General features: G+C 60.5%; 20 protein-coding genes. 12 read left to right on the top strand and 8 right to left on the bottom strand.

Features of this window, described 5'->3' with window-relative positions:
• The 4 genes from prpC to acnA form a co-directional block, all read left to right on the top strand.
• On the top strand, positions 1-936 hold a 936-nt coding region (gene prpC / locus GSQ93_RS34085), incomplete at its 5' end, for a 2-methylcitrate synthase (protein ID WP_158940322.1).
• Positions 937-1,077: 141 nt separating this feature from the next.
• Entirely contained in the window at positions 1,078-1,611 is a 534-nt protein-coding gene (locus GSQ93_RS34080; protein WP_158940321.1) for a hypothetical protein, read from the top strand.
• A gap of 21 nt (positions 1,612-1,632) precedes the next feature.
• Positions 1,633-3,084 carry a bifunctional 2-methylcitrate dehydratase/aconitate hydratase gene (locus GSQ93_RS34075; RefSeq protein WP_158940320.1) on the top strand — a complete coding sequence of 484 codons (1,452 nt, stop codon included), beginning with the start codon at positions 1,633-1,635 and terminating at the stop codon, positions 3,082-3,084.
• A 79-nt stretch (positions 3,085-3,163) separates the two neighbouring features.
• The gene (gene acnA / locus GSQ93_RS34070; RefSeq protein WP_158940319.1) at positions 3,164-5,881 is read left to right on the top strand and encodes an aconitate hydratase AcnA; all 2,718 of its coding nucleotides are present in this window, start codon (positions 3,164-3,166) and stop codon (positions 5,879-5,881) included.
• Positions 5,882-5,921: 40 nt separating this feature from the next.
• Here acnA and GSQ93_RS34065 read toward each other — a convergent pair whose 3' ends face one another.
• Positions 5,922-6,194: a type II toxin-antitoxin system Phd/YefM family antitoxin gene (locus GSQ93_RS34065; protein ID WP_158940318.1), complete on the bottom strand. Its 273-nt coding sequence runs from the start codon at positions 6,192-6,194 to the stop codon at positions 5,922-5,924.
• A gap of 86 nt (positions 6,195-6,280) precedes the next feature.
• On the opposite strand from GSQ93_RS34065, the gene GSQ93_RS34060 reads away from it, so the two are divergent.
• Complete coding sequence (locus tag GSQ93_RS34060) at positions 6,281-6,517, top strand: DNA-binding protein (protein ID WP_158940317.1); 237 nt, start codon at positions 6,281-6,283, stop codon at positions 6,515-6,517.
• A 19-nt stretch (positions 6,518-6,536) separates the two neighbouring features.
• On the opposite strand, the gene GSQ93_RS34055 is transcribed toward GSQ93_RS34060, so the two are convergent.
• Complete coding sequence (locus GSQ93_RS34055) at positions 6,537-7,985, bottom strand: NAD-dependent succinate-semialdehyde dehydrogenase (protein WP_158940316.1); 1,449 nt, start codon at positions 7,983-7,985, stop codon at positions 6,537-6,539.
• Positions 7,986-8,026: 41 nt separating this feature from the next.
• On the opposite strand from GSQ93_RS34055, the gene GSQ93_RS34050 reads away from it, so the two are divergent.
• The 5 genes from GSQ93_RS34050 to GSQ93_RS34030 all read left to right on the top strand — a co-directional run bounded on the left by GSQ93_RS34050 (position 8,027) and on the right by GSQ93_RS34030 (position 13,568).
• Entirely contained in the window at positions 8,027-8,323 is a 297-nt protein-coding gene (locus tag GSQ93_RS34050) for a hypothetical protein (protein ID WP_158940315.1), read from the top strand.
• Positions 8,323-9,369, top strand: coding sequence for an FUSC family protein (locus GSQ93_RS34045; RefSeq protein ID WP_158940314.1), 1,047 nt, complete (start codon positions 8,323-8,325; stop codon positions 9,367-9,369). Before GSQ93_RS34050 ends, GSQ93_RS34045 begins: the two co-directional genes overlap by 1 nt.
• 235 nt (positions 9,370-9,604) lie before the next feature.
• Positions 9,605-10,273: a (2Fe-2S)-binding protein gene (locus tag GSQ93_RS34040; protein ID WP_158940313.1), complete on the top strand. Its 669-nt coding sequence runs from the start codon at positions 9,605-9,607 to the stop codon at positions 10,271-10,273.
• 13 nt (positions 10,274-10,286) lie between these two features.
• Entirely contained in the window at positions 10,287-11,300 is a 1,014-nt protein-coding gene (locus GSQ93_RS34035; RefSeq protein ID WP_158940312.1) for a xanthine dehydrogenase family protein subunit M, read from the top strand.
• 27 nt (positions 11,301-11,327) lie between these two features.
• Positions 11,328-13,568, top strand: coding sequence for a xanthine dehydrogenase family protein molybdopterin-binding subunit (locus tag GSQ93_RS34030; RefSeq protein WP_158940311.1), 2,241 nt, complete (start codon positions 11,328-11,330; stop codon positions 13,566-13,568).
• A gap of 16 nt (positions 13,569-13,584) precedes the next feature.
• On the opposite strand, the gene GSQ93_RS34025 is transcribed toward GSQ93_RS34030, so the two are convergent.
• Genes GSQ93_RS34025 through GSQ93_RS34015 form a run of 3 tightly spaced genes read right to left on the bottom strand, consistent with a single transcriptional unit; the run spans position 13,585 to position 15,656 of the window.
• Positions 13,585-14,217, bottom strand: a complete 633-nt coding sequence (locus GSQ93_RS34025) for a hypothetical protein (protein ID WP_158940310.1) — start codon at positions 14,215-14,217, stop codon at positions 13,585-13,587.
• Positions 14,218-14,252: 35 nt separating this feature from the next.
• Complete coding sequence (locus tag GSQ93_RS34020) at positions 14,253-15,035, bottom strand: molybdopterin-dependent oxidoreductase (RefSeq protein ID WP_158940309.1); 783 nt, start codon at positions 15,033-15,035, stop codon at positions 14,253-14,255.
• A 3-nt stretch (positions 15,036-15,038) separates the two neighbouring features.
• Positions 15,039-15,656 (bottom strand): cytochrome b/b6 domain-containing protein, encoded by a 618-nt coding sequence (locus GSQ93_RS34015; RefSeq protein ID WP_301952110.1) that lies wholly within the window; start codon positions 15,654-15,656, stop codon positions 15,039-15,041.
• A 272-nt stretch (positions 15,657-15,928) separates the two neighbouring features.
• On the opposite strand from GSQ93_RS34015, the gene GSQ93_RS34010 reads away from it, so the two are divergent.
• Both GSQ93_RS34010 and GSQ93_RS34005 read left to right on the top strand, forming a co-directional pair.
• Positions 15,929-16,609 (top strand): heavy metal response regulator transcription factor, encoded by a 681-nt coding sequence (locus tag GSQ93_RS34010; protein ID WP_158940308.1) that lies wholly within the window; start codon positions 15,929-15,931, stop codon positions 16,607-16,609.
• Positions 16,606-18,024, top strand: a complete 1,419-nt coding sequence (locus GSQ93_RS34005; protein ID WP_158940307.1) for a heavy metal sensor histidine kinase — start codon at positions 16,606-16,608, stop codon at positions 18,022-18,024. Before GSQ93_RS34010 ends, GSQ93_RS34005 begins: the two co-directional genes overlap by 4 nt.
• A gap of 6 nt (positions 18,025-18,030) precedes the next feature.
• Here GSQ93_RS34005 and GSQ93_RS34000 read toward each other — a convergent pair whose 3' ends face one another.
• The 3 genes from GSQ93_RS34000 to GSQ93_RS33990 form a co-directional block, all read right to left on the bottom strand.
• Positions 18,031-19,854, bottom strand: a complete 1,824-nt coding sequence (locus GSQ93_RS34000; RefSeq protein ID WP_158940306.1) for an FAD-dependent oxidoreductase — start codon at positions 19,852-19,854, stop codon at positions 18,031-18,033.
• Positions 19,851-20,930, bottom strand: coding sequence for a DedA family protein/thiosulfate sulfurtransferase GlpE (locus GSQ93_RS33995; protein WP_158940305.1), 1,080 nt, complete (start codon positions 20,928-20,930; stop codon positions 19,851-19,853). Before GSQ93_RS33995 ends, GSQ93_RS34000 begins: the two co-directional genes overlap by 4 nt.
• Positions 20,931-21,251: 321 nt before the next feature.
• Positions 21,252-24,965, bottom strand: a complete 3,714-nt coding sequence (locus GSQ93_RS33990; RefSeq protein ID WP_158940304.1) for a DUF748 domain-containing protein — start codon at positions 24,963-24,965, stop codon at positions 21,252-21,254.
• Positions 24,966-25,186: the final 221 nt, after the last annotated feature.

The following is a 25,186-nucleotide window of genomic DNA, read 5'->3' as shown; positions in this document are numbered from 1 at the left end:
TACAAGGCCAAGCTCAAGGGTTTGCGTGGCTTGCCCGCGAACCTGAAAGCCGCGCTGGAATGGATTCCCGCGTCCGCCCATCCGATGGATGTGATGCGCACCGGCGTCTCCGTGCTTGGCACCGTGCTGCCCGAGAAGGAAGACCACAACATCTCGGGCGCGAAGGATATTGCCGACCGTTTGATGGCCTCGCTCGGCTCGATTCTGCTGTACTGGTACCACTATTCGCATAACGGCCGGCGCATTGAAACCGAGACCGATGACGATTCCATCGGGGGGCATTTCCTGCATTTGCTGCATGGTGTACCGCCGTCGAAGTCATGGGTCGATGCGATGCATGCATCGCTGATCCTGTATGCCGAGCACGAATTCAACGCATCGACGTTCACCTGCCGCGTAATCGCCGGCACGGGTTCGGACATGTACTCGGCGATTACCGGCGGCATTGGTGCATTGCGTGGTCCGAAACATGGCGGCGCGAATGAAGCTGCGTTCGATATCCAGTCGCGCTATCAAACGCCGGACGAAGCGGAAGCCGATATCCGTCGACGCGTGGAAGCGAAGGAAGTGGTGATCGGCTTCGGTCATCCGGTGTACACCATCTCCGATCCACGTAACAAGGTGATCAAGGACATCGCGAAGAAGCTGGCGAAAGAAGCCGGCGACACAAAGCTTTACGACATCGCCGAGCGCCTGGAAACAACCATGTGGGACGCGAAGAAGATGTTCCCGAACCTGGACTGGTTCAGCGCTGTTTCCTATCACGCGATGGGCGTGCCCACAGCCATGTTCACGCCGCTGTTCGTGATCTCGCGGACCTCGGGCTGGAGCGCTCACATCATTGAACAACGCATCGATAACAAGATCATCCGGCCGAGCGCAAATTACACCGGGCCCGAAAATCTGAAGTTCCAATCTATAAATAAGCGAAAATAGCGCGCTGCGTGCGCCGGATGGCCAAAATCGGCGCGCGTGCTTTCGCAAAACGGGCCAATGCAGCCGGTCATTTCACCCACGAAATGGCGCTGCAAACGCTCCGATTGAACATTTAAACGAAATTTAGAAAGGCTGTCATTGATGAATAAACTCCTGATCGCTAGCGTAGTCGGCGCCCTATCCCTGTCGGGCATGTTCGCCGCCACGAGCGCGCTGGCCGCAGATGCCACAACGACCACCCCGGCCAAGTCGACGACGGCCAAGAAGGCCGTGGCGAAACGCCCCGCGCCGGCACGCCGCCTGATCAAGCGCAAACCCGCCGCTGAAGCCAAAGCTGCAGCAAAAGTCGATGCAATTCCGGAAGGCGCAACGAAATGGTCCTGTAACGAAGGCCTGGCTTTCTACCTGAAAGGCGACATGAAGCGCGACCAGATCGTCACCGTGAACTGGGCGAAGAAGGACTATCAACTGCCGCGCGAAGCAACCACCACCGGCGCGGATCGTTTCCACGATGCAGCAACGGGCATGGACCTCGTCGTGATCCCGAGCAAGGCCATGTTGTTCTCGGACAAGGATTCGTCGCGTCTCGCCGACGAATGCAAGACGGATGAAATGGCTGCAGCAGGCACGCCGGCACCGACGCAATCCAACGAACTGATCAAGAACGTCAAGTAAGTTTTCGCCAGAGGTTTTTCGATGTCCGCACCGATTTCAAACGTCCGGCCCGAGCCGGATCGAGTATTAGTCGATATCGTCGACTATGTTCTCAACTTTCAAGTCGACAGCACGCTCGCGCTCGACACCGCGCGCAACTGCCTGATCGATACGCTCGGTTGCGGACTCGAAGCACTGACCTACCCTGCCTGCACCAAGCTGATGGGACCCATCGTGCCCGGCACGATTGTCCCCAACGGCGCCAAGGTGCCCGGCACCTCTTTCCAGCTCGACCCGGTTCAGGCCGCGTTCAACATTGGCGCGATGATCCGCTGGCTCGACTTCAACGACACATGGCTCGCTGCCGAATGGGGCCATCCGTCGGACAATCTCGGCGGCATTCTGGCAACGGCCGACTGGTTATCGCGTAACGCGGTCGCCACCGGCAAGAAGCCGCTGTCGATGAAAGACGTCCTGATCGCGATGATCAAGGCGCACGAAATTCAAGGCTGTATCGCGCTGGAAAATTCGTTCAACAAGGTCGGCCTCGATCACGTTTTATTGGTGAAACTGGCTTCAACCGCAGTGGTCGGTCAGATGATCGGCCTCACGCGTGATGAGTTGATCAATGCGGTATCGCTGGCTTTCGTGGATGGTCATTCGCTGCGCACGTATCGACATGCGCCGAATACGGGTTCGCGCAAATCGTGGGCAGCCGGCGATGCAACCTCCCGCGCCGTGCGTCTTGCGTTGATCGCGAAGACCGGCGAGATGGGCTATCCCTCGGTTCTGACCGCTAAAACATGGGGTTTCTACGACGTGCTCTTCAAGGGCAACGAGTTCAAGTTCCAGCGTCCATACGGTTCGTACGTGATGGAAAACGTCTTGTTCAAGATCTCGTTCCCGGCTGAATTCCACTCGCAAACGGCCGTGGAAGCGGCAATGACCTTGCATGGCAAGCTCGCGGAAACGGGTAAGAAGGTCGAGGACATCAAGAAGATCACAATCCGCACGCACGAAGCGGCGATTCGGATCATCGATAAAAAAGGTCCGCTCGATAACCCCGCCGATCGCGATCACTGCCTTCAATACATGATCGCTGTGCCGTTGATCCATGGTCGCCTGACCGCTTCGGATTACGAAGACGGCATAGCGAAGGATCAGCGCATCGACACCTTGCGCGCGAAGATGGAATGCGTGGAAGACCCGCAATTCACGAAGGATTATCACGATCCGGAGAAGCGTTCGATCGCGAATGCGCTGACGGTCGAGTTTAATGACGGCAGCAAATTCGACGAAATCGTCGTCGAATATCCGATCGGACACAAACGCCGTCGCGAAGACGGCATCCCCCTTCTGGTCGAGAAATTCAGGACCAACCTCGCACGGCGTTTCCCAGCCAAGCAGCAAGAGGCGATCCTCGCGGTATCGCTGGATCAGGCAACGCTCGAAGCAATGCCGGTCAATGAATACGTTGATTTGTACGTGATTTAGTCAGGATTCTTCACCCGCTTTTAGATCTACCGTCTAACGTTTCGAAGGTATTTCCTCGTTTAAACCAAGGAAAAAAAACATGGCCCACAATCTCCACAAAACGCTCAAGGAATTCGACAGCGGTTCCGGCAAAGGCAAGTACTACTCGTTGCCCGCACTCGGAAAGGCGCTGAACGTCAAGATCGAACGCCTGCCGGTGTCGATCCGCATCGTGCTGGAATCGGTGCTGCGCAACTACGACGGCAAGAAGATCGGCGAGGAACACATCAAGCAACTGGCGACCTGGAAGCCGGTCGCGGATCGTACCGATGAAATTCCGTTCGTCGTCTCGCGCGTCGTGCTGCAGGATTTCACCGGCGTGCCGCTGCTCGCCGACATCGCTGCAATGCGCGGCGTTGCACAGCGCGCAGGCAAGGACCCGAAGGCAATCGAGCCGCTCGTGCCGGTCGATCTGGTGGTCGACCACTCGGTGCAGATCGATTATTTCCGTCAGAAAGACGCGCTCGACCTGAACATGAAGCTGGAATTCCAGCGCAATAACGAGCGCTACCAGTTCATGAAGTGGGGCATGCAAGCCTTCGATACATTCAAGGTCGTGCCGCCGGGCGTGGGTATCGTCCACCAGGTGAACCTGGAATATCTGGCGCGTGGCGTGCACAAGAAGTCGGTTGACGGCGATACGGTGTATTACCCGGACACGCTCGTCGGCACGGATAGCCACACGACGATGATCAACGGTATTGGCGTGGTCGGTTGGGGCGTGGGCGGTATTGAAGCTGAAGCCGGCATGCTCGGCCAGCCGGTGTATTTCCTGACGCCGGACGTGGTGGGCGTTGAGCTGAAGGGCAAGATTCGCGAAGGCGTGACGGCGACCGACCTGGTGCTGACGGTTACCGAAATGCTGCGTAAAGAGAAGGTTGTCGGCAAGTTCGTCGAGTTTTTCGGCGAAGGCACGAAGTCGCTGTCGCTGCCGGACCGCGCGACCATCGGCAACATGGCACCGGAATACGGTGCAACCATGGGCTTCTTCCCCGTCGATGAAAAGACCATCGACTACTTCAAGGGAACGGGCCGCACCGACGCAGAAATCTCGGCGTTCGAAGCCTATTTCAAGGCGCAGAACCTGTTCGGCGTGCCGAAGGCCGGCGACATCGATTACACGAAGACGCTCACGCTCGACCTCGGCACGGTTGCTCCGTCGCTGGCTGGCCCGAAGCGTCCGCAAGACCGTATCGAAATCGGCAATGTGAAGTCGAACTTCACCGAACTGTTCTCGGCGGCTGTGAGCGACAACGGTTTTGGCAAGAAAGCTGCGGATCTGAACAAGCAATACGTGACCACGAACAAGGTCAACGTGAAGAACGGCGACATCCTGATCGCCGCCATCACGTCGTGCACGAACACGTCGAACCCGAGCGTCTTGCTCGCCGCCGGCTTGCTCGCGAAGAAGGCCGTGGAAGCCGGCTTGACCGTGGCGCCGCATATCAAGACGTCGCTGGCGCCAGGATCGCGGATCGTCACCGAGTACCTGACGAAGACCAACCTGCTGACGTATTTGGACCAGCTCGGTTTCACGCTGGCCGCTTACGGCTGCACGACGTGTATCGGCAATGCGGGCGACCTGACGCCGGAATTGAACGACGCGATCACGAAGAACGATATTGTGGCGGCCGCCGTGCTGTCTGGTAACCGTAACTTCGAAGCGCGTATTCACCCGAACATCCGCGCCAACTTCCTGGCCTCGCCGCCGCTGGTCGTGGCTTACGCCATCGCCGGAAACATGACCGTCGACCTGATGACGGAACCGGTCGGCAAGGGCAAGAACGGCAAGGACATCTTCCTCGGCGACATCTGGCCGACGAGCGATGAAGTCAACGCGCTGCTGAAGTACGCACTCGACGCCGATGCGTTCCGCAAGAACTACGCCGAACTCACGAAGACCGGCGATTTGTGGAGCAAGATCGAAGGCGAAGCGGGTCAGGTTTATGACTGGCCGAAGTCGACATACATCGCTGAGCCGCCGTTCTTCGGCAAGGACTTTTCGATGACGCCGGCCGACAGCATTCCTGAAGTCAAGGGTGCGCGTCCGCTGGGCATTTTCGGTGACTCGGTCACGACCGATCACATCAGCCCGGCTGGTTCGATCAAGGAAAGCTCGCCCGCAGGCGTGTGGCTGAAGGCGAACGGCGTGCAGAAGGCCGACTTCAACAGCTACGGCTCGCGTCGCGGCAACCATGACGTGATGATGCGCGGCACCTTCGCCAACGTGCGGATCAAGAACCTCATGATCCCGCTGAAGGAAGACGGTTCGCGCGTGGAAGGCGGCGTGACGATATTCCAGCCGAGCGGCGAAGAAATGTCGATCTATGACGCGGCCATGAAGTACATCGACGAAGGCACGCCGACTATCGTGTTTGCCGGCGAAGAGTACGGCACGGGTTCGTCGCGTGACTGGGCCGCCAAGGGTACGCAATTGCTCGGCGTGAAGCTGGTCGTGGCACGTAGTTTCGAGCGGATTCACCGTTCGAACCTGGTCGGCATGGGCGTGCTGCCGCTGCAGTTCAAGGGGTCGGACAGCGTGCAGTCGCTGGGTATTACCGGCGAAGAGACGTTCGATCTGGAAGGTCTCACGTCCGATATCAAGCCGCAGCAGGAAGTGACGCTCGTGATCCATCGGAAAGATGGCAGCGAGCAGCGCGTGACGGTGTTGCTGCGTATCGATACACCGATTGAAGTGGATTACTACAAGCACGGCGGGATCCTGCCGTTCGTGCTGCGCTCGCTGCTGGCAGCGTAAGTATTTAGTATTTGTTGCAGGTGACCGCGTCCTTTTGAGATCAGGGCGCGGGAACATTGAACCCGGCTTCGGCCGGGTTTTTTTTCGGGTTTTCCGCTTTGAATTCAGCGACCGATTCGCGCAGCCGTTGTGCATTCTTCGCTGTACCAAGGAGATGCAGTGTCTCCAGCATGCTGTTGTACTCACGCTCCGAAATCATCACGATGCTTTCCCCGTTCCGCCGGGTGATCAACGTCGGCGCGTGCTCGTTGCTGACCTCCTTCAGTATCTTTTTGAAGTTGCTACGAAGCTCTCTGAGCGTGCAAGATTTCATTCTTGGTCCAAGTATGCGATATCGTATGATGATTACACGATCTTCGACGCAATCATGCGTCTGGTCAGTCACATCCGCAAGAGAGAATGAAGAAAGTCGTCACCAGAAAGATCAGCGTTTCACCCGCCGAACGAGCGGAAGTGGCTAAAACGCCCGAGGGCAAGGCCCGACATTCGAGGTTCATCAAGCTGCTTATGTCGATGCCGAATGTCGGGTTGGATTCCGACTTTGAACGGATACAAGGCGTCCGTAAAAGTCCGGGCGAAACCGCCGAACAAAGAAAAACGCGACGCGCCGAAAGGCCGCGTCGCGTTTTTACCTAAGAGCTAACTGCTATTCGACTTACCGCGCTTCACTCACAAACTTGGTCACCAAATACGCTTCCATCGCTTCGCTGCCGCCTTCCGAGCCGTAGCCTGAATCCTTCACGCCGCCGAACGGCGTTTCCGGAATTCCGAGCCCGTGGTGGTTGATCGACACCATGCCGCTTTCGATGTCCTCACCCACTGCCGCGGACGTCGCGCTCGAGCGCGTGTACGCATACGCTGCCAGGCCATAAGGCAAACGGTTCGCTTCCACGATCGCTTCGTCGTAAGACTTGAAAGTCGAGATCGGTGCTATCGGGCCGAACGGCTCTTCCGTCATGATGCGAGCCGACATCGGCACATTGGCGAGTACCGTCGGCGCGAAGAAATAACCCTCACGGCCGATGCGTTCGCCACCCGTCAGTACCTTGGCACCCTGCTCTACGGCATCGGCGACCAGACGTTCCATCGCCTGCAAGCGGCGGCCGTTGGCAAGCGCCCCCATTTGCACGCCTTCTTCCAGGCCGTTGCCGACCTTGAGCTTCTTCGTCGTCGCGACGAAATGCTCCGTGAATTCCTCGTAAGCGGATTCCTCGACGATAAAACGCGTCGGCGAAATGCACACCTGACCGGCATTGCGGAACTTGGCGCTGGCCAGGAGTTTCGCGGCGCGCGGAATGTCGGCATCGGCGAAAACCAGCGCAGGCGCGTGGCCGCCGAGTTCCATCGTGGCGCGTTTCATGTGCTCGCCGGCCATCGCGGCCAGCAACTTGCCGACTGCCGTCGAGCCCGTGAACGAGATCTTGCGGATCAGCGGATGCGCGATCAGGAACTTCGAGACATCGGCGGGAACACCGAACACGAGGTTCAGCACGCCCGCGGGCAAGCCTGCGTCGATGTAAGCCTGAACCAGCGCCGCGCAGCTTGCCGGCGTTTCTTCCGGTCCTTTCAAGACCACCGAGCACCCTGCCGCCAGCGCCGCCGATACCTTGCGCACCGCCTGATTGATCGGGAAATTCCACGGCGTGAAGGCGGCGACGGGGCCGACTGGCTCACGCGTCACGATCTGGCGCACATTGCCGGCACGCGCCGGGATCACGCGGCCGTACGTCCGGCGCGCTTCTTCAGCGAACCAGTCGATGGTGTCCGCTGCGCCCAGCACTTCAATGCGCGACTCGACCAGCGGCTTGCCTTGCTCCATGGTCATGATCGCGGCCACTTCCTCGGCGCGGTCACGCAGGTTTTGCGCGGCACGGCGCATGAGTTTGCTGCGATCGAACGCGGATACCTTGCGCCATGCGGCGAAACCGCGTGCGGCGGCTTCTGCAGCTTCGGCGAGATGCTGTTCGCCTGCCAGCGAGAGACGGCCAATTTCCGCTTCCGTCGCCGGGTTGACCACGGCGGTGTCGCGGCTGCCCGCGCGCCATGCGCCGTCGATGTACAACTGCGTGCTCGGGTAATGACGCGATGATGTGCTTTCGCTCATGCTTGGCTCCTGATGTTCGTGGTTATCGGGAAAACGGGGAATTGGGGAAACTGCCGCCGAGGTCGATTCAACATTTTCAGCATTCGAAACCCGGCGAATCAACCGTTTATGGTAACGCGATCACGCGGGTTTTGCTGGCCGCGGAGAATCGAGGCGTTGTCGTGGGCCGCAGCGAACGGATTAACGTCGGACCTTTTTGCCGGTTTGAACTTAAACTGGCCGATACGGCTGGCGGCGGGAATGTAGATTGCACCACGCTGCTGCCGCTGGCAAAACGGCTCGCCAGCCGCGGGCTCGAGCGGGACAACCCTGAAAGAACTCAGCCAATAAACCCCTAGTGCTCACGAAAAAACTCACGTCTACGCCCGAACTTCGGCGCTTCGCCCGCACGCTCGTCAGTTGCCTGCTCAGCTACGCCGTCGCCAAACTCGCGACGCTTCCAGAGCTTTACTGGGCGGTTATCACCACGTTGATTGTCGTCACGCAGCCCAGTCTCAACCAGGCGTTGAACACCGGCCGCGACCAGATCATTGGGGCGGTGATCGGTGGAGTCGTCGGTGTGGTCGGCTTGTTCGCCATCCTGCACGGCGCACAGCCGCTCATCGTGTTCGCCGTCGCGCTCCTGCCGCTCGCTGCCCTGGCCTCCTGGCGCCCAACCCTCCGGCTTGCCTGCGTCACGCTCGTCGTCGTTGTGCTGGTGCCGGCAAGCGGCCTCGGCTCGCCGTTCGCACGGCCGATCGACCGTGTGCTTGAAATCCTGATCGGTGCGGGATCGGCGCTCCTCGTCGCGTTCCTGATGCCGAATCGCGCGATCAATACAGCCCACGATCGCGCGAGTGAAATCGTCCTCGCGTTGGGCGAACTGATCACGCTGACTCTACGCAAGCCCGACGACGCGAACGAAGCCGAGCGTCTGCATCGGCGTTCTGCCGCCGCGGAGCACGCACTCGACGATGCCATCACCGAAGCGGGGCGTGAGCACATCATCGTGCCGGTGAAGCGCACGCGCGGGGACGTGATCGACAAGGTCGCGCCGATGCTGACGCGGCTGCATCGGGATGCGCTGTTTTTGGGTAAGGCTTTTACCGGCGATCCCGAGTTAGCGGGGCGACTAAGCGCGGCCAACCGCGACGCGCTGAACGTGACCGCCGATGCTTTCACCGAAGCTGCGCAGACGTTGGCCGCCACACTCGATGCCGATCAAAGCCATCAGGACGAGAACGTCCGGCTTGCGCGGGCATCGTTCGAACGACTGCGATCGGCATCCCATAGCGCGTGCGAAGCGATGGAGAAAAACGCCGTCCTGCCTTTCGTGCTCAACTTGCTGGTGCAGGATTTTGGCGACCTGATCGCGACGGTCGAAGTGCTGGATAAACGCGGGTAGGAAAAGAACTACCGCTCTACAGGTCCGCCATGGACCCAGCCAGCAAATCCCGTAGCCAACGCGCAAAAGACGGACCGCCCTCGGGCAACGCATACGCGCGTGCGCCATCTTCCCGCCATCTCTCGGCCATCTTGACGCCACTGCGGTTGCCTATGATGTGTATCGAACGCTAGGACGATGTCAGTCCTCTTGATGTCAGTCCTCTTCGATCCATGCTTCAACGGGAATTCGACTCATGAACGACAAGCCTCAGCGACCGGACACTCCTGACAATGAGCCGACGACGCTCTTCGAGCGCGTGACGCGGCGCTCTTTTTTGACACGCGTCGGCGCAGCGGGTGTCGCAGTGGGCACCGGGCAACTTCATGCTCTTGCACTGGCGGATTCCGACGACGCAATCCAGACCGATGCGCCAAGCGATGTCGTGCCCGCAGCCGATGGCAACGTTCATGTGCAATTGAACGTCAATGGCACGCTCCATGAACTCGATATCGATCCACGCACTACCCTGCTTGATTGCGTGCGCGAACATCTCCGTCTCACCGGCACCAAGAAGGGCTGCGACCATGGCCAGTGCGGCGCGTGTACGGTCCATGTGGATGGCAGGCGCGTGAATTCGTGCCTGAGCCTTGCGGCTACGCACGAAGGCGAGATGATCACCACTATCGAAGGCATTGGACGGCCAGGCAACCTGCATCCGATGCAAGCCGCATTCGTCGAACATGATGGCTATCAATGCGGCTTCTGTACGTCGGGGCAAATCATGTCCGCCGTCGCGCTGCTCAAAGAGCCCTACGGTCACGCCGACGAAGACGTCAAGGAAGCGATGAGCGGGAATATCTGCCGCTGCGGCGCCTATTCGAATATCGTGTCCGCGATCCAGCAAGTTCGCCGGAAAGCATAAGCGGAGCGAACGAATGGAACACTTTCAGCTTAAGCGCGCGGCCGATGTCAAACAGGCGCTCGACATGGCGACGGCGCAGACCAATGCAGCCAGTCAGCAAAGCACGCCATCGATACGCTTTCTGGCCGGCGGCACGACACTGCTCGACTTGATGAAGCTCGATGTGGAGCGTCCAACGCAGGTCATCGACATCCACCGCCTGCCGCTCGATAAGGTCGAAACACTCGACGACAGCGGCGTCACGATAGGCGCGACGGTGCGCAATGCCGATCTCGCGAATCATCCGTTAATCAAGACGCACTATCCCGTGCTTTCTAAAGCGTTGCTGTCGGGTGCATCGGCGCAATTGCGCAACATGGCGACGACCGGCGGCAATCTGCTGCAACGCACCCGCTGCGTCTATTTCCGCGATACGAACACCCCATGCAACAAGCGCGAACCGGGCAGCGGTTGTTCTGCGATCGGTGGCTTCAACCGTAATCTCGCGATCCTGGGGACGAGCGACCACTGCATCGCAACCAATCCGTCGGACATGAATGTCGCCATGACGGCGCTTGAGGCAACCGTCCACACTGAAAGTCCGCAGGGCAAACGAAGCATCGCCATTGACGACTTTTTCCTGTTACCCGGCACTACGCCTGAGCGCGAAACGTCGCTCAATGCCGGGGAGCTGATCACCCACGTGACGCTTCCCCCTCCGATGCCCGGTAATCGCAGCGTCTATCTGAAACTGCGCGATCGCGCGTCGTATGAGTTTGCGCTGGCATCGGCCGCGGTTGTGGTGACCGTATCGGCGGGAAAGATAGATCACGTGCGGATCGCGCTGGGCGGCGTGGGCGTGAAGCCCTGGCGTTCACACGAAGCGGAAGCGGCGCTTCTCGGACGCGCACCCGACGCCCCGGCGTTTCGGGCGGCAGCCGAAGCCGCGCTTCAGGCGGCGCGCCCACAAAGCCAGAACGGCTTCAAGGTCGAGTTGGCGAAACGATGCATTCAGCATGCACTCACGCTTGCCACCCAAACTGCCTGACTCGACGTTCGCGTCGCGGAGAAGACAATGCAATTAGCTTCGAAGAAAGCGCAGCCATTGATTGGCGGCGACTTCCAAAGAATTGATGGCCCGCTCAAGGTAAGCGGCCTCGCAACCTATACGTCGGATTTCGCGTTGCCCGGGATGCTCTATGCGGTCCCCGTTTGCGCGGCGATCGGCAAGGGCCGCGTGACACAGCTCGACACCGTTGCTGCCGCAAAAATGCCCGGCGTGAAAGCGGTCTTCACGCGCGAGAACATTGGCAAGTTCTATAGGATCGGCTTCGCGTCAGAAGCGAGGATCGACGAGAAACGCCCGCCGTTCGAGGATGACATGGTCTACTATTACGGCCAGTATATTGCCGTGGTGGTCGCCGATACCTTCGAGCAGGCCACCGCGGCGTCCGGTGCGGTGAAGGTAAGCTATTCCACCAGCCAACCCGATACGCGCACGGAGATGTCGGCGGAAGACACGCCTTCAATCGATACGCAGCGAGGCGACGTTGACACCGCCTTCGCCAATGCGCCCGATGCGCTCAAGGTCGATCAGACCTACACCACGCCGATCGAAACGCACAACCCAATCGAACTGCACGCGACTGTTGCTGCATTCGACGGAACGAACTATACGTTCTACGAAACATCGCAATCGATTGTCAACCAGCGGCAAGTCATGGCGCTGATGCTCGGCGTGTCAGAAGATCAGGTGCGCGTGATCATGAAATACCTTGGTTCCGGGTTCGGCGGCAAACTGTTTCCATGGTCGCACTCGTTGCTCGCCGGCGCTGCGGCGCGCAACCTGCGGCGCCCTGTCAAGTTGGTCGTAACCCGCGAGATGATGTTTCATAACGTGGGCCACCGTACCAGCACTCAGCAGCGCATGCGTTTGTCGACAACGCCCGATGGGCGTTTCACCTCCTTCCAACAGGACTATGTCTATCAAACGGCTCGGCGGGAAACGCGCAAAGAGAACTGCGGAGAGACGACGGGCTACCTCTACAGCTCGCCTAACCTCCGCGTGACAGCGTCCCTTGCACGCCGGGACATTGCTCCCAGCACGTCGATGCGCGGCCCAGGTGCGGTGCCGGGCCTGTTCGCAATCGAGTCGGCCGTCGATGAACTCGCCATCAAGCTCAACGTCGATCCGCTCCGGTTGCGGCTGATCAACGAACCCGCCATGGACGAAAGCCGGAACGTGCCGTTCTCGTCCCGGCATCTCAAGGAGTGCCTGACCGTCGGCGCTGACAAATTCGGCTGGTCGAATCGCACCACGCCGGTCGGTTCGATGCATCGTGATGGCTTAGTGGTGGGTTGGGGTATGGCAGCGGGATCGTGGGCGGCGAGGCGACAGCCTGCGGAAGTGATCGTCGAACTGCATGGCGATGGGACCGCTCGCGTAGCGACGGCGACGCAGGACATCGGCACGGGCACTTACACCATCCTGGCCCAGATGGTCGCCAATCTGACGGGCATCGCGCTCAACAAGATTTTCGTGATCATCGGCGATACCCGTTTGCCGCCGGGACCGTTGTCCGGCGGTTCGATGGTGACCGCGTCGCTAGTTCCCGCCGTGACGCAGGCCACCCAGGCTGTCGTTCAGCAGCTTCTCGCGACTGCCGCCGGGACGGACAACTCGCCGTTCAAAGGGCAGCCGGTGGACGTGCTGGGCTTTGAACAAGGCATGGTCTATCGCAAAGGAACCTCACCCGGAGCAGGCGTGCCATTCGAACGAATCCTTGCACCTGCGCAGATCGGCACCTTGATGGGCAGAGGTCGTTCCGGCGCGAGCCAGACAGATGCCGATGCAAACAAAGTGTCGATTCACTCGTATTGCGCGCACTTTATCGAGGTCACGTGGCAGCCGGAAACCGCACGGTTACGCGTGAGCCGAGTGGTGAGCGTAATCGATGGCGGCAAGATCATTAACGCGCGCACGGGCCGGAACCAGATTGAAGGGGCGATCGTGATGGGTGTCGGTATGGCGCTGTTCGAGGAGACGCACTACGACTCGCGTTCAGGCGCGCCGCTGAACCGCAACCTCGCCGACTACGTGATGTCGACGCATGCCGACTCGCCCAAGATGGACGTGACGTTTCTGGACTATCCGGATTTCGCACTGAATCCACTCGGTGCGCGAGGAATTGGAGAGATCGGCATGGCAGGCATTGCGCCTGCCATTACCAACGCCGTCTATCACGCGACGGGCGTTCGTGTACGCAATCTTCCGGTGCGGATCGAAGACCTGTTAGCCGCGCCGGGATCCACGTGAACGTGGCTTCACGCCCTTACATCGGCGGCGCAACACCATCCTTCTCAACCACAACCCGCGAAGCCGCAAACTCAGTACCGCTCACCGGCGACGCAACGATAAACACCTTCTTGCCCGCGACCAGATCCGTGCGCGCAGCTGGCGCGAACGTCACCACCGGCACGCCGTCCGGCACCGTCACCGTGTTGCTGCCGCCCTTGTACGACAGCTTCAGATCACGCCCGCTCGTGCCCGTCACGATCTGATCGACGTTCGCATTCGTCATCGTGCTATTCGGCGAGAGGTCCCACGCATAGTGGCCTTCACCCGATCCGCGTGCCGCTTCCGGGAACACAAGCACTTCGGTCGCCGTCATCTTGCCGTCGGTTCCCGTAGTCGCTGCCGTGCCGATAAACGAGCCGGTCTTGATGTCGGAGAGCTTGATGTTCTTCACGGCCGTGACCTGCGTGTCCTGCTTCATGTCGATGGTCACGGTGTCGCCGCTGCGACGATGCACGGTCAGCGTATCGCCAGACAACGAAACAATATCGCCGCGAATACGCGCGGGCTTGGCGGCTGGCGCCTGGGCAAACGCAACGCCGGCAAAGGCGAGCGCTGCAACCGATACACCCATTTTCAAACGCAATGAAGTAGATGACGCAATAGACATGGAAGCTCCAGTTTTGGTATTTGACGCGAGAAAATTCAGGCCCCACCGAACCAGTTGTAACCCTGGTTCTCCCAGTAACCACCGGGATATTCGTTCGTCACGGTAATCGAGACAATGTGCTTCGGGTTCTTGTAGCCAAGCTTCGTCGGCATGCGCAGCTTCATCGGGAAGCCGTACTTTGGCGGCAAGACCTGGCCGTCGTACGTCAGCGTCAGCAGCGTCTGGGCGTGCAGCGCAGTCGGCATGTCGATGCTGGTTGAATAGTTATCCGCGCAGTGGAATGCCACGTATTTGGCGGTGGTATCGGCACCGGAGCGCTTGAGGAAATCGGCGAAACGCACACCGCCCCACTTGCCGATCGCGCTCCATCCTTCAATGCAGATGTGCCGCGTCACCTGGCTTTCCTGCGGCAACGCGCGCAGTTCTTCAAGCGTCCACACGTTCTTGCCCTTCACCAGTCCACCGACAGGCAACTTGTACGTAGCGGCATCGACGATAGGGACATCGTCGATGTCATAAAACGCGTTGAACGGGAACGGCCGCGTGATCATCGACTCGGGATAGGTCGGTGCGAGCTTGTTCGGATCGAAGAGGAATGCTTGTGCTTCATCGTTGAAACGCGACATGGTCCGCAGCACGGCGTTGACGGATTTATCGTCGGAGATATTGCAGCCCGAGAGCATCATGAGACCGCCAAGCGACAAAATGCGCTTGCCGAAAAGACGCCGCGCCGGCGCCTTCAGTTCATTGCGCGCATCTTTAAGGATGTTGTCGACATCAAGCGTCGATGCAATCAGTTCGCTCTTTCTGTTCAGCATGGTTCAGCGGCCCCGGATCATCAGCAACAACGAGCGTGGAACGAGCGCGACCATCACCACGTGCAACACGAAAAACGCCACCAGGAAACTCATCGCGAAGAAGTGGACCACGCGGGCGTTGTTGTAACCGCCCATGAGGTCGCGCAGCCACGGGAATTGCACCGACTTCCAGACGGCCATGCCCGACAGGATGACAACCACAATGTCCACGATCACCGCCAGATACGCAGCCTTCTGCACGGCGTTGTAGTGCGTGAGATCGTCGTGCTTGAGCTTGCCGGTCAGCGCGGCCCGCAGATCGCCGAACAGGCTTTTTATGCTGAGCGGAAACAGCTTGCGGCGGAATCTTCCGGAAATGATGTTCAGCCCCACGTACACCAGGAAGTTCGCGACCAGCACCCACATGGCCGCGAAGTGCCACAGCAACGCGCCGCCCAGCCATCCGCCCAACGTGATGCTTGGAGGAAAAACAAATGAAGGGAAAATCGGCGAAGCGTTGTAGACCTGCCAGCCGCTCGTCACCATCACCACGACCGCCAGCGCATTGATCCAGTGCGTGATGCGAACCCAGCCCGGCTGGGTGATGGCTTGAGTCGAAAGTTGAGTCGAAGATGGATTCAAGCTCGCCTCGTGATGGGATGGATCGAACAGGATACGCAGATACTGTGACTCAGGGGAAACCGGGGGACTTGATAGGCACATGGCCGCAGCGCACAGTGCCACGCGCGGAGGCCTCGTCTGGATTGCATCTTAGCTACCGTACGCTGATCTACGCATGACACGTTAATGACTTTTTTGTCATCTTTTCCGCGCACCGGGGCAGGTGGATAGAATGGACTTATTTCCGACGCAAACCCGTACGCAAACCACACGTAAAGCGAAGCGCCCGCAGCATGACCATCCTGGTTATAGAAGACGACCGCAAGACCGGCGACTATCTGAAGAAGGGGCTCACCGAGTCCGGGTATCAGGTTGACCTGATCCGCAATGGCGCTGATGGCTTGCATCAGGCGTTGGCGCATCCCTATGAGCTGATCGTGCTGGATGTCATGCTGCCCGGTCTCGACGGCTGGCAGATCATGCAGGCGTTGCGCGCGAAACGTGACCTGCCAGTCATCTTTCTGACCGCGCGCGATCACGTACGGGACCGTATTCACGGCCTGGAACTGGGCGCGGACGATTACCTCGTCAAGCCGTTCTCGTTCACCGAACTCGTGCTTCGCATCCGCACATTGCTGCGGCGCGGTGTAATACGCGAGTCGGATGTCTTCCAGGTCGCGGATCTTCACGTCGATGTCCTGCGCCGTCGCGTGACGCGCCAAGGCACGGACATCGCGCTCACGAACAAGGAATTCGCGCTGCTTCATCTCTTCTGCAAGCGGCAAGGCGAAGCGTTGTCGCGGACCTTGATTGCATCGGAAGTGTGGGACATGAACTTCGACAGCGACACCAACGTAGTCGATGTCGCCATCAAACGCCTGCGCGCGAAGCTCGATCAGCCCTTCGATATCAAGTTGATCCACACGGTGCGCAGCATCGGTTATTCGTTCGGTGCATCCGGGGACGCGCATTGAGTCCGCTATGGCGTTCGCGTTCGCTGGTCGTCCGGATCACCTGCCTGTTCGCGTTGATCGTGTGCGTGGTGGTCAGCATGGTCGGCGGGTCGCTGTATCACGCGACCAGCGCCACGCTGTCCACGCGCGCTGATTACCAGTTGATCGGGCGCGTCGAACACTTTCGCTCGCTGCTGCACGACCTCTACACGATCAAGGAAATTGAAGCGCGGCCCAAACTGTTCGAGACCATGCTCGGCGACAGTCAGGACGTCATTATTTTCCAGCGTCCGGGCCTCGCGCCGTTCATCAGCGTGAACCCGGAAAACATGCCGTTGCCGCCGCTCGTCCCGGTGCCGGTGCAACGCGCCGTCAACCTCAACGCACTCTATGAAGGCACGCGCCGGGACGGCGTACGCATGCGCTGGGTCGCGGCGCAAGCCCAGGTAGGCGCCAGCGGCGAAGTCATCGAGATCATCGCGGCACACGTGATGACGCAGGAAGCGCGAGTGTTGTCAGCCTATCTTGTGCGCGTCTGGATCACCGTGGTGAGCGCGGTGCTGATCACCGCGCTGCTCGCGTGGTGGGTATCGAGCCGCGGGCTTGCGCCGTTGAGAAAAATGGCCGACAGGGTCGCCGGAATCTCGCCTGACACCTTGTCCGCGAGACTCGATATCAAGAACACGCCGACCGAACTGCAAAGCCTCGCGATGTCGTTCAACGCCATGCTCGACCGCTTGTCGACCGGTTATGAACGGCTGCTGCAGTTCTCCGCGGATCTGGCGCACGAGGTGCGCACGCCTATCGGCGTGCTGATTGGACAGACGCAGGTCACGCTCGCGCATACGCGCAACGAGAGCGAATACAAGAGCGTGCTGGAGTCGAATCTGGAGGAGCTTGAGCGGCTGGGACGGATTGCGCAGAACATCCTGTTTCTGGCGCAGGCGGATCACGAACGGCAGGACATAGAGCGCACGCCGCTGAACATTCACGAACAACTGGAAACCATTGCGACGTACTTCGAAGGACTCGCCGACGAACGTAATCTCAGTTTCGAAGTGCATGCCGAAGGCGAGATGTGGGCTAACGCAATCATGTCCCGGCGCGCAATCAGCAATGTGGTTGTCAACGCAGTGCGCTATGCCGAAGGCGGCACTACGATCCGGCTGACCGGCCGCGAGGACGCGCAGGGCGCAATTATCGTGATTGGCAATCAGGGCATGCCAGTCGCGCCCGGCAACCTCGCTCGCCTGTTCGACCGTTTTTATCGCGGCGATGCAGCCCGTAGCGAGTTCACGGAATCGAGCGGCTTGGGGTTGTCTATCGTGCAGGCGATCATGCGGCTGCACGGCGGCTCGGCGTCGGTGAGTTGTTCGGCCGACGGCTGGATCGAATTCACGCTCCGGTTTGCCGCCGCGCCGCAGCGCCTCGTCTAGCCGCGTCTACTCCACCGCCCCAGCCTTGAGCGCCAGTTCCTGACGCTCGGCCAGCAAGCCGTGAATCTGCGATACAACCGCCGCGCCCTCGCCCACCGCCGCTGCCACGCGTTTCGTGGATGCCGAACGCACATCACCAATGGCAAACACACCCGGCACGCTGGTTTCCAGCGAGGTCGAGCCGTCTGCGTGGCCACCATGTGCAGCAGGCCCCGTCAGCACAAAACCCTTGCCGTCGGTGTTGACGTTGCAGTCGCGCAGCCACGCCGTGTTCGGGTTGGCGCCGGTGAAGAGGAACAGATGCCGCACATCGAGCGTGAGCGGGCCGTCAGGCGTCTTGCAATGCACGGCGGCGAGCGTACGGCCATCGCCTTCCAGCGACTCGATCTGCGTGCGTGTATGCACCGTCACGTTCGGCAATGCCGCGATCCGGTCGATCAGATACTTCGACATGCTCAGCTCCAGCCCCGGTCCGCGGATCAGCAAATGCACCCGCGCCGCGTGCGAGGCGAGATACACGACTGCTTGTCCGGCCGAATTGCCGCCGCCCACCAGCACGACTTCCGACCCCTTGCAGAGCTTCCCTTCCACCGGCGACGCCCAGTAATACGTGCCACGCCCTTCGAATTTTTCGAGCCCGACAATGTTCGGCCGCCGATACGCCGCGCCGGTCGCGATCACGACCGTATGCGAGCTCACGCGTTTCCCGTTCATCAGCTCGATCTGGATCGGCATGCAGTTGCAGTGAAGCGCCTTGATCTCGGTCGGAATGGCGATGTGCGCGCCGAACTTCTGCGCCTGCACGAACGCACGCCCGGCCAACGCCTGACCGGAAATGCCGGTCGGAAAGCCAAGATAGTTCTCGATCCGTGAGCTCGCGCCGGCCTGTCCGCCGGGCGCGCGGCAATCGAATACCGCCACCGACAACCCTTCGGACGCCGCATACACCGCCGTCGCCAATCCGGCCGGCCCGGCGCCGACGACCGCGACATCGTAGATATGCGCCGGATCGAATTCCGGTAGCCAGCCGAGTTGCGACGCCAGCTGGTTTTCATCGGGCGCGCGCATCACGGTGCCGTCGGGACATATGACCAGCGGGAAATCCGCCTTCGATGTCGAGATCCGTTCGAGTAACGCAATGGCTTCGGGATCCGTACACGCGTCGATCACGGTATGCGGATAACCGTTGCGGCTCAAAAATCCTTGCAGCGATACCAGCCGTCCATCGTCCGACTGGCCGACGAGAATCGGCCCGCTACCCTTTTCGATCAACCCGACGCGGCGCAAAATCAGCGAGCGCATGATCCGTTCGCCGAGTTCCGCTTCCGCCACCAGCAGCGCGCGCAGCCGCTCGGGCACGATCAGGATGGCTTCCACATCTTCTATCGCGTGACCATCGACCAACGCGGGCTTGCCCGACAACTGGGCGACTTCCGCCAGATATTGCCCGGGCTCCGCCTCGGTCACCAGATGCACGTGGCCCAGTCCGTCGCGCCGCGTAATCCGCACCCGGCCGTTCAATAGCACGAACATGCCCGGGCCGGGCACGCCGACTTCGAACATCAGCTCGCCCGCGCGCCAGTACTGCACGTTGCCGAAGCGCCGCATGCGGTCGATTTCCTCGGCGGTGAGATACGGATACATCTGATGCTTGCGGCTTTGGAGCGGCGAGAACGGGGCGTCGGCCGCGGCTTCTGCCGGCGCTGCGTTGGCCGTATCGTTCGTGATCGCGTTGAGATTTTCCGATGCAGCCGGCGAGCTGTCACGCCATTCCGGATGGCCTTGGCCATGGTTGGGCGCTTCGTTCGTCCCTTCGGGCGTAGTGCTCATGCGTGGCGATCTCCATGCAGGTAGACGGCGTCATGCAGGGCGCCTTTGTCGGCGGCCGGCGCTTTCGCGGGCCACGGGCACATGGCGGCCATTTCGCCCAGGTCCTCGCGCGCGCCGCCGAAGTCGGTGAGCGGCTTGAGGTCGAGACCGGCGAGACGCCAGGCGTCGAGTCCGCCGGTCAGCGGCACGACATCCTTGAAACCCGCATTGCGGAGTGCCTTGGCCATCCACGCCGCCGACACCTCGTTTGGACACGAGCAATAAATGATGATCTTCTGATCCGGCTGGTAACTTTCCACGATCTTCTGCAATTCGCGTTCATCGGCGAAAACGGAGCCTGGAATCACGAAGGGATCGAGCACGCGTTTCTCGGCGGAACGGATATCGAAGATAGCGGGCAGCGGTTGGTTCTCCATCAACGCATACAGTTCGTCGACGGTAATGCGCGCCGTTTCCAGCGTCTTCATCAGCATCTTCCGGCGCCAGTAGCGGTACGCCACGTAAAACGCCAGTGCGATCGCCACGACCAGGAGCGCTTGCTTGCCGAGCCGCGCGATCATGGCGAACACCATGTCGAGCTCGGCCGCGAAGACCACGCCCACCGCGAGTCCCACAGCGGCCCATAACGCCACGCCCACACCGTCATGCGCGATGAACGAGCGCATGCGCACGCCCATTGCACCGGCGAGCGGCACTGAAACCAGCGACAAACCCGGAATAAATTTCGCGACGAGCAGCACGCGCACGCCCCATTGACCAAAAAAACGTTCGGTCTTTTTTACGCAGGTATCGCGCGACAAAGACAGTTTGCAGATGGTCTTGAGCGTGCGGTCGCCGTAGCGCCGGCCGCCCTGGAACCAGACGAGATCCCCCAGCACCCCGCCGAGCGTGGCAATGCCGAGCATCAGCGCGAGATGGGGCAACAAGGCCTGGCCGTTGACGCCCATCATGGCCACCGACGCGCCGACCACGATCAGCGTCGGCATCGCGGGAACGGGCAGGCCGAGCGCCGCGCCCATCACGTTGAAAAAGACGATTGCCGGACCATACCGGTCAGCCAGATCATGCAAAAGCATGGGATTCTCCTGCAGGTTGTGCAGCGCTGGATTCGGGTGTGGAGAGCCTGAATGCCGTGGGCGCTTCGCGCGAAGCGCTTACTTTATACGGCTCGTTTGACGGTTTTTGCGATGAGGCGCGGTGAATTCGGGAACGCGGCTGGACGCTTGGCCACTCCACGTTCCTGTCATGCGCGCCGCGATGCGCTGCCGCATTCATGAAATGAGTGTAGCGCGGATTCGCGAGAATGCCGATGGTCCCGGCCATTCCCAAGGATCCGGGTTCTTCGGCGTGCACCGTCTAAAAGCGCGGGCCTGAATCCGCCTGATTTCGCTTCGTTATCACTTCAGCCCGAAGTCTACCCGCGTAGGTGCACCCTTGTCCTTGATGCCCTCGGCGTTGAGGTGCGGCGCGACGATGAAGATCCGCTTGCTGTCGATCTTGCCCTCGAAATATTGCTTCACACCTTCCGCGCGCCGCTGCGCCAGCGCACCAAGCGCGCCCTCGTCCACCGGCGCATGCTCCGCGAGCGCGGCTTTCATGTCCGTGTCCGGCACGGTCTTCGTCATGCCGATCAGGTTGCGCGGTTTCTTGAAGTCCGCGCTTTTATACGCTTTCGTGAGGAATTTGCTGTATTCATCGGCGGAAATGGGGATGCTCGACGGATTGATGTTCGGATTGTCTTCGCTCGCGTCCTGCATCTTCGAAAGACGCACTTGCCGGTCGACATAGGCCGCGCGCAACCCGGGTTCGTCCAGCGCCGGGTCCACCCGGGCCGATATCTCCAGCGTGATCGACGGTTTGTCGGCCAGCGCCTTCGCGATGGTGTCGAGTTTCTCCTTTGACGCGTCGCTCAGCGTGGCCGAGCCCGGATCGAATTCCACGTAGCCGAGTTCTTCGGGGTTCTTGCCGCCGAACGCGTTTGCAATCAGCGAGAACGGCGCGGTCACCGCGCGCTCGAGCAAGTGAACGATGGCTGTCCACACCAGCGCGCCTACCGAGAATTGCGGATCCGAGAGCGAGCCGGAAATGGGGATGTTGACGTCGATCTCGCCTTTCGAATTCTTCAGCAGCGACACCGCGAGCCGCACCGGCAAATGGGTCGCGGTGGCGTTGTCGACGTGATCGCCGAACGTCAGCTGATCGATGAAGAGATGGTTGTTCGCGCTGAGCTTTTCGTCGGCCAGCATGTAGTGCAGATCGACGTTGAGCTTGCCCTTCGTGATCGGATAACCCGCATATTTTGTCGAATACGGCGAGATATTCGGCAACTCGACGTCGTGCGCGCTCGCGGTGAGATCCAGCGACGGTTTCGCGATCAGCGGATTCACGACCCCTTTAATCGATACCGGTCCGTTCGCGGACAGTTTCGCGGCGACATCGACGGGCGCGGGCGTGGTCGAGTGCGTGCCGAATGCGCCGATCGTGCCGGTGATCGAGACCAGGTTCGCGGTGAAATTCGGCTTGATGAAGTTATCGGTGTAGGTCACGCGGCCGTTTTGCAGCACCAGCTGGCCAAAGCGCAGATTCGCCGATGACGACGCGGGTTTCGGCGCGACAGGCGTTGCGACCGGTGCGGAGGCTGCCGGTGCGGAGGCTGGCGTCGTGGCGGCGGCCGTGGTGACCGCTCCTTTGTCCTGCGCCACGATATCGCGAAGATTGAGCTTGCCTTGCGCGTCGAGCAGCACACGGCCGTAGAAGTTCGCGAACGTGACGCGCGCAGCCTCGACATCGGCGCCGCGTTCATCGTAGCGAGCGTTCAATTTTGTCAGGCCAAGCAATTTCCAGCCGGCCAGCGGGTCCGAATTCGCCCGGTCGATCAGCCGCACGTTCGACAACGACACATCGCCTTTGTAACCGGCCTTCAGCGAGCGTCCTTCCCCCGAGAACGATGCGTCGCCGTTCGCGCTCAGCAGCGCGCTGGAAACCGTGGCGTTCAGGTTGCTGCCGAAGTACGGCTCGAACGACGATGCATCGAGTTCGCTGGCGTCAACGTGCAACGCGAGGCTCAGCGGTTTCGCGGTCAGCGTGCCTGCTACGGCCAGCGCGCCTTTGCCGTTCATTGTCAGCTTGCCGTCGATGGCGAGCGGTTTCGTCAGGTCGTCGGTGACCTGCCTGACGCCCAGCTGCAATGGCGCAATGTGCAGTTTTATCGGGCGCGGCGTGGATTCGTCGGTGAAGTCGGCGCTGCTGTCGTTGAGCGACACTTGCGCGATTTGATAGCGCCATGCCGGACCCGCCTCATTCGCCTTTTCGACCTTGCGCGTCGCGCTGGCTTCCGGCGCGGTTTCGTGCGGACCGGCGAGCGCGGCGAGATCGATACTGCCGTCCTTCAGGCGTTTTGCATCGATGGAAAGGCCGGTCAGCACGACGCTGTCCAGCGCTGCCGTGCGCGCCGCGACATCGATCTTCCGGATCTTCGCTTCAGCCGAACCCAGCGCGATGGGGGCGGTGTTGCTCGACTGCGGCACCAGCTTCAGCGACTTGAGCGTGACATCGCCGGCGCCGACCTGAACGGACGGTTCCGGCTTCGACCAATTTACTTGCAGCGGCAAATTTGCGCCGAGCGAACCATTGGTGATACGAGCCGCCACCGCGTTCGCCACGTAGGGTTGCAACGGCGCCAGCGGCAAGTCGTTCAGCGCGAGTTTCGCGTCGGCGTTCTTGCCTGGAAGCGTAAAACTACCCGATGCGTCGAGCCCGCCGCCGTGATCGAAGGCCGTCTTCAGCGTATAGCGCGCCGGGGCCTTGCCGAGCGTGGAGAAGTCGTCGAGCGTCACGTTTAACGCAGTCAGGCCAAGCGTGGCGGGTTGCGCCATCAAGCGGTCATCGAAGACGATATGGCCCTGGTCAATCGCCAGATGTTTGATCGCGAGGTCGAGCGGTTGCGCGGCGGTGTCGGCGGGCTTGGCATCGCTGGCGGGCGTGGGCGTGGCGGCCGGCTGTGCAGCGGGCGTTGATGCGCTCAGTTTTTCGAAGTTGAATGCGCCTGATTTATCGCGGGAAAGTTTTACGTCCGGCTGCATCAACGTCACTTCATCCAGTTGATACACGTTACGCAGCGGTTCCAGGTTCACCGCGTTCACATGCAGCGACTGCGCGGCGAAAAGCGGCGCATCCTGCTTGTCCGTCACGGCCAGACCCGCCAGATCGGCCGTCCCTTTGATGCGAACCACGGGGGCGTCGGCGTTGAGCTCAAAGCTCACATTGAGGTTCGTCGACAAGCGTCCGCTCTTGACCGCGACCGGCAGCGAGGCCGGTGCGTACGACAGCATTTGCGGCAGGTCGAGGCCATCGAGTTGCAGCGCGATCTCCGACTCGCGCGACTCGGCGAACGGCTTGGTGCGCCCGGTGATGGATAACGGCGACCCGTCGATACGCGCCTGCAGCGACGGCGTCACGAACAACTCCGTAGTCGACGCGAGATTGGCGATAAACGGAATCCCGATCGACCAGCGATCGATTACGTGGTGCGTTTTAAGCAGGCGGTCGTCGAAATCGATCCGGCCATTTTCCACTCGAATATTCGATACCGAAAATCGCGCCGGTTTGGTGGACGGATTGGCTGACGGCTTCGAGAATTTTTCGACGAGATCGGAGAAATTAAAGCGTTGCGCGTCGAAGCGCACGATATGAAAGCGCGGTGAATCGATCTTGAGTTCGTTGATAATCGGCGCGAGACGAAACAGCGACGACCATGAAGGGTGCACGATCAGGCGTTCTATATCGACAAAATCGCCGCTTTTTGTGCCTGCGTCCATATTGGCGGGCGCTTCGCCAATATGAACGCGGTCGGCTTCAAAACTGAGCGTATAGGGATTAAGCGCGATTCGTTCGATGCTGGTTGGGCGATCGAGTTGCGCGGAGAGTTGTTGTTCCGCGATATGTCGGATGAGTGGCGGCGCGGCGAAAAACCCGAGCAGCCCGATGACGATGAGAGCAAGCAGGAGCCCGATCACAATGCGCCGGGTGCGTCGGGCTTGCGCTACCGAGTTCGCGCGTTGGAGCAGGCTACGCCCGGCGGATGTCAGGGAAGTCTTGTTCAGGCTTGCCATGCGTGCCTCGTAGCGCGGCTGCGCACGCGGGCACGAGCCACGCGCAGCCATGGGAAACAGGAGGCCTGAGTATACGACTGTGCGAAGGCAAATTGAACCCCAAGGGTTGTTCGTTCGCACTTTGGGGGTTTGGGGGGTTTTTGGGGGGTGGTGCTAGGCGGTGGGGTTAGTGGTCAGGGTCATTGCTGGGTTGGTGCTTTCGGCGTCAGCGGTCTGCGAGG

Origin of the sequence: Burkholderia sp. S171, from assembly GCF_009766085.1 — a bacterium.
GTDB lineage: Bacteria > Pseudomonadota > Gammaproteobacteria > Burkholderiales > Burkholderiaceae > Caballeronia.
The sequence above is the reverse complement of the archived record's forward strand: the minus strand, read 5'-3'. Positions and strand labels throughout refer to the sequence as shown.

Coding starts and splice junctions, on each gene's coding strand:
- GSQ93_RS33995 (WP_158940305.1), bottom strand. CDS start 20,930: ATGCTTTTGCATGATCTGGCTGACCGGTATGGTCCGGCAATCGTCTTT.
- GSQ93_RS34075 (WP_158940320.1), top strand. CDS start 1,633: ATGTCCGCACCGATTTCAAACGTCCGGCCCGAGCCGGATCGAGTATTA.
- GSQ93_RS34060 (WP_158940317.1), top strand. CDS start 6,281: ATGAAGAAAGTCGTCACCAGAAAGATCAGCGTTTCACCCGCCGAACGA.
- GSQ93_RS34030 (WP_158940311.1), top strand. CDS start 11,328: ATGCAATTAGCTTCGAAGAAAGCGCAGCCATTGATTGGCGGCGACTTC.
- GSQ93_RS34040 (WP_158940313.1), top strand. CDS start 9,605: ATGAACGACAAGCCTCAGCGACCGGACACTCCTGACAATGAGCCGACG.
- GSQ93_RS34065 (WP_158940318.1), bottom strand. CDS start 6,194: ATGAAATCTTGCACGCTCAGAGAGCTTCGTAGCAACTTCAAAAAGATA.
- GSQ93_RS34055 (WP_158940316.1), bottom strand. CDS start 7,985: ATGAGCGAAAGCACATCATCGCGTCATTACCCGAGCACGCAGTTGTAC.
- GSQ93_RS34020 (WP_158940309.1), bottom strand. CDS start 15,035: ATGCTGAACAGAAAGAGCGAACTGATTGCATCGACGCTTGATGTCGAC.
- GSQ93_RS33990 (WP_158940304.1), bottom strand. CDS start 24,965: ATGGCAAGCCTGAACAAGACTTCCCTGACATCCGCCGGGCGTAGCCTG.
- GSQ93_RS34010 (WP_158940308.1), top strand. CDS start 15,929: ATGACCATCCTGGTTATAGAAGACGACCGCAAGACCGGCGACTATCTG.
- acnA (WP_158940319.1), top strand. CDS start 3,164: ATGGCCCACAATCTCCACAAAACGCTCAAGGAATTCGACAGCGGTTCC.
- GSQ93_RS34035 (WP_158940312.1), top strand. CDS start 10,287: ATGGAACACTTTCAGCTTAAGCGCGCGGCCGATGTCAAACAGGCGCTC.
- GSQ93_RS34080 (WP_158940321.1), top strand. CDS start 1,078: ATGAATAAACTCCTGATCGCTAGCGTAGTCGGCGCCCTATCCCTGTCG.
- GSQ93_RS34000 (WP_158940306.1), bottom strand. CDS start 19,854: ATGAGCACTACGCCCGAAGGGACGAACGAAGCGCCCAACCATGGCCAA.
- GSQ93_RS34025 (WP_158940310.1), bottom strand. CDS start 14,217: ATGTCTATTGCGTCATCTACTTCATTGCGTTTGAAAATGGGTGTATCG.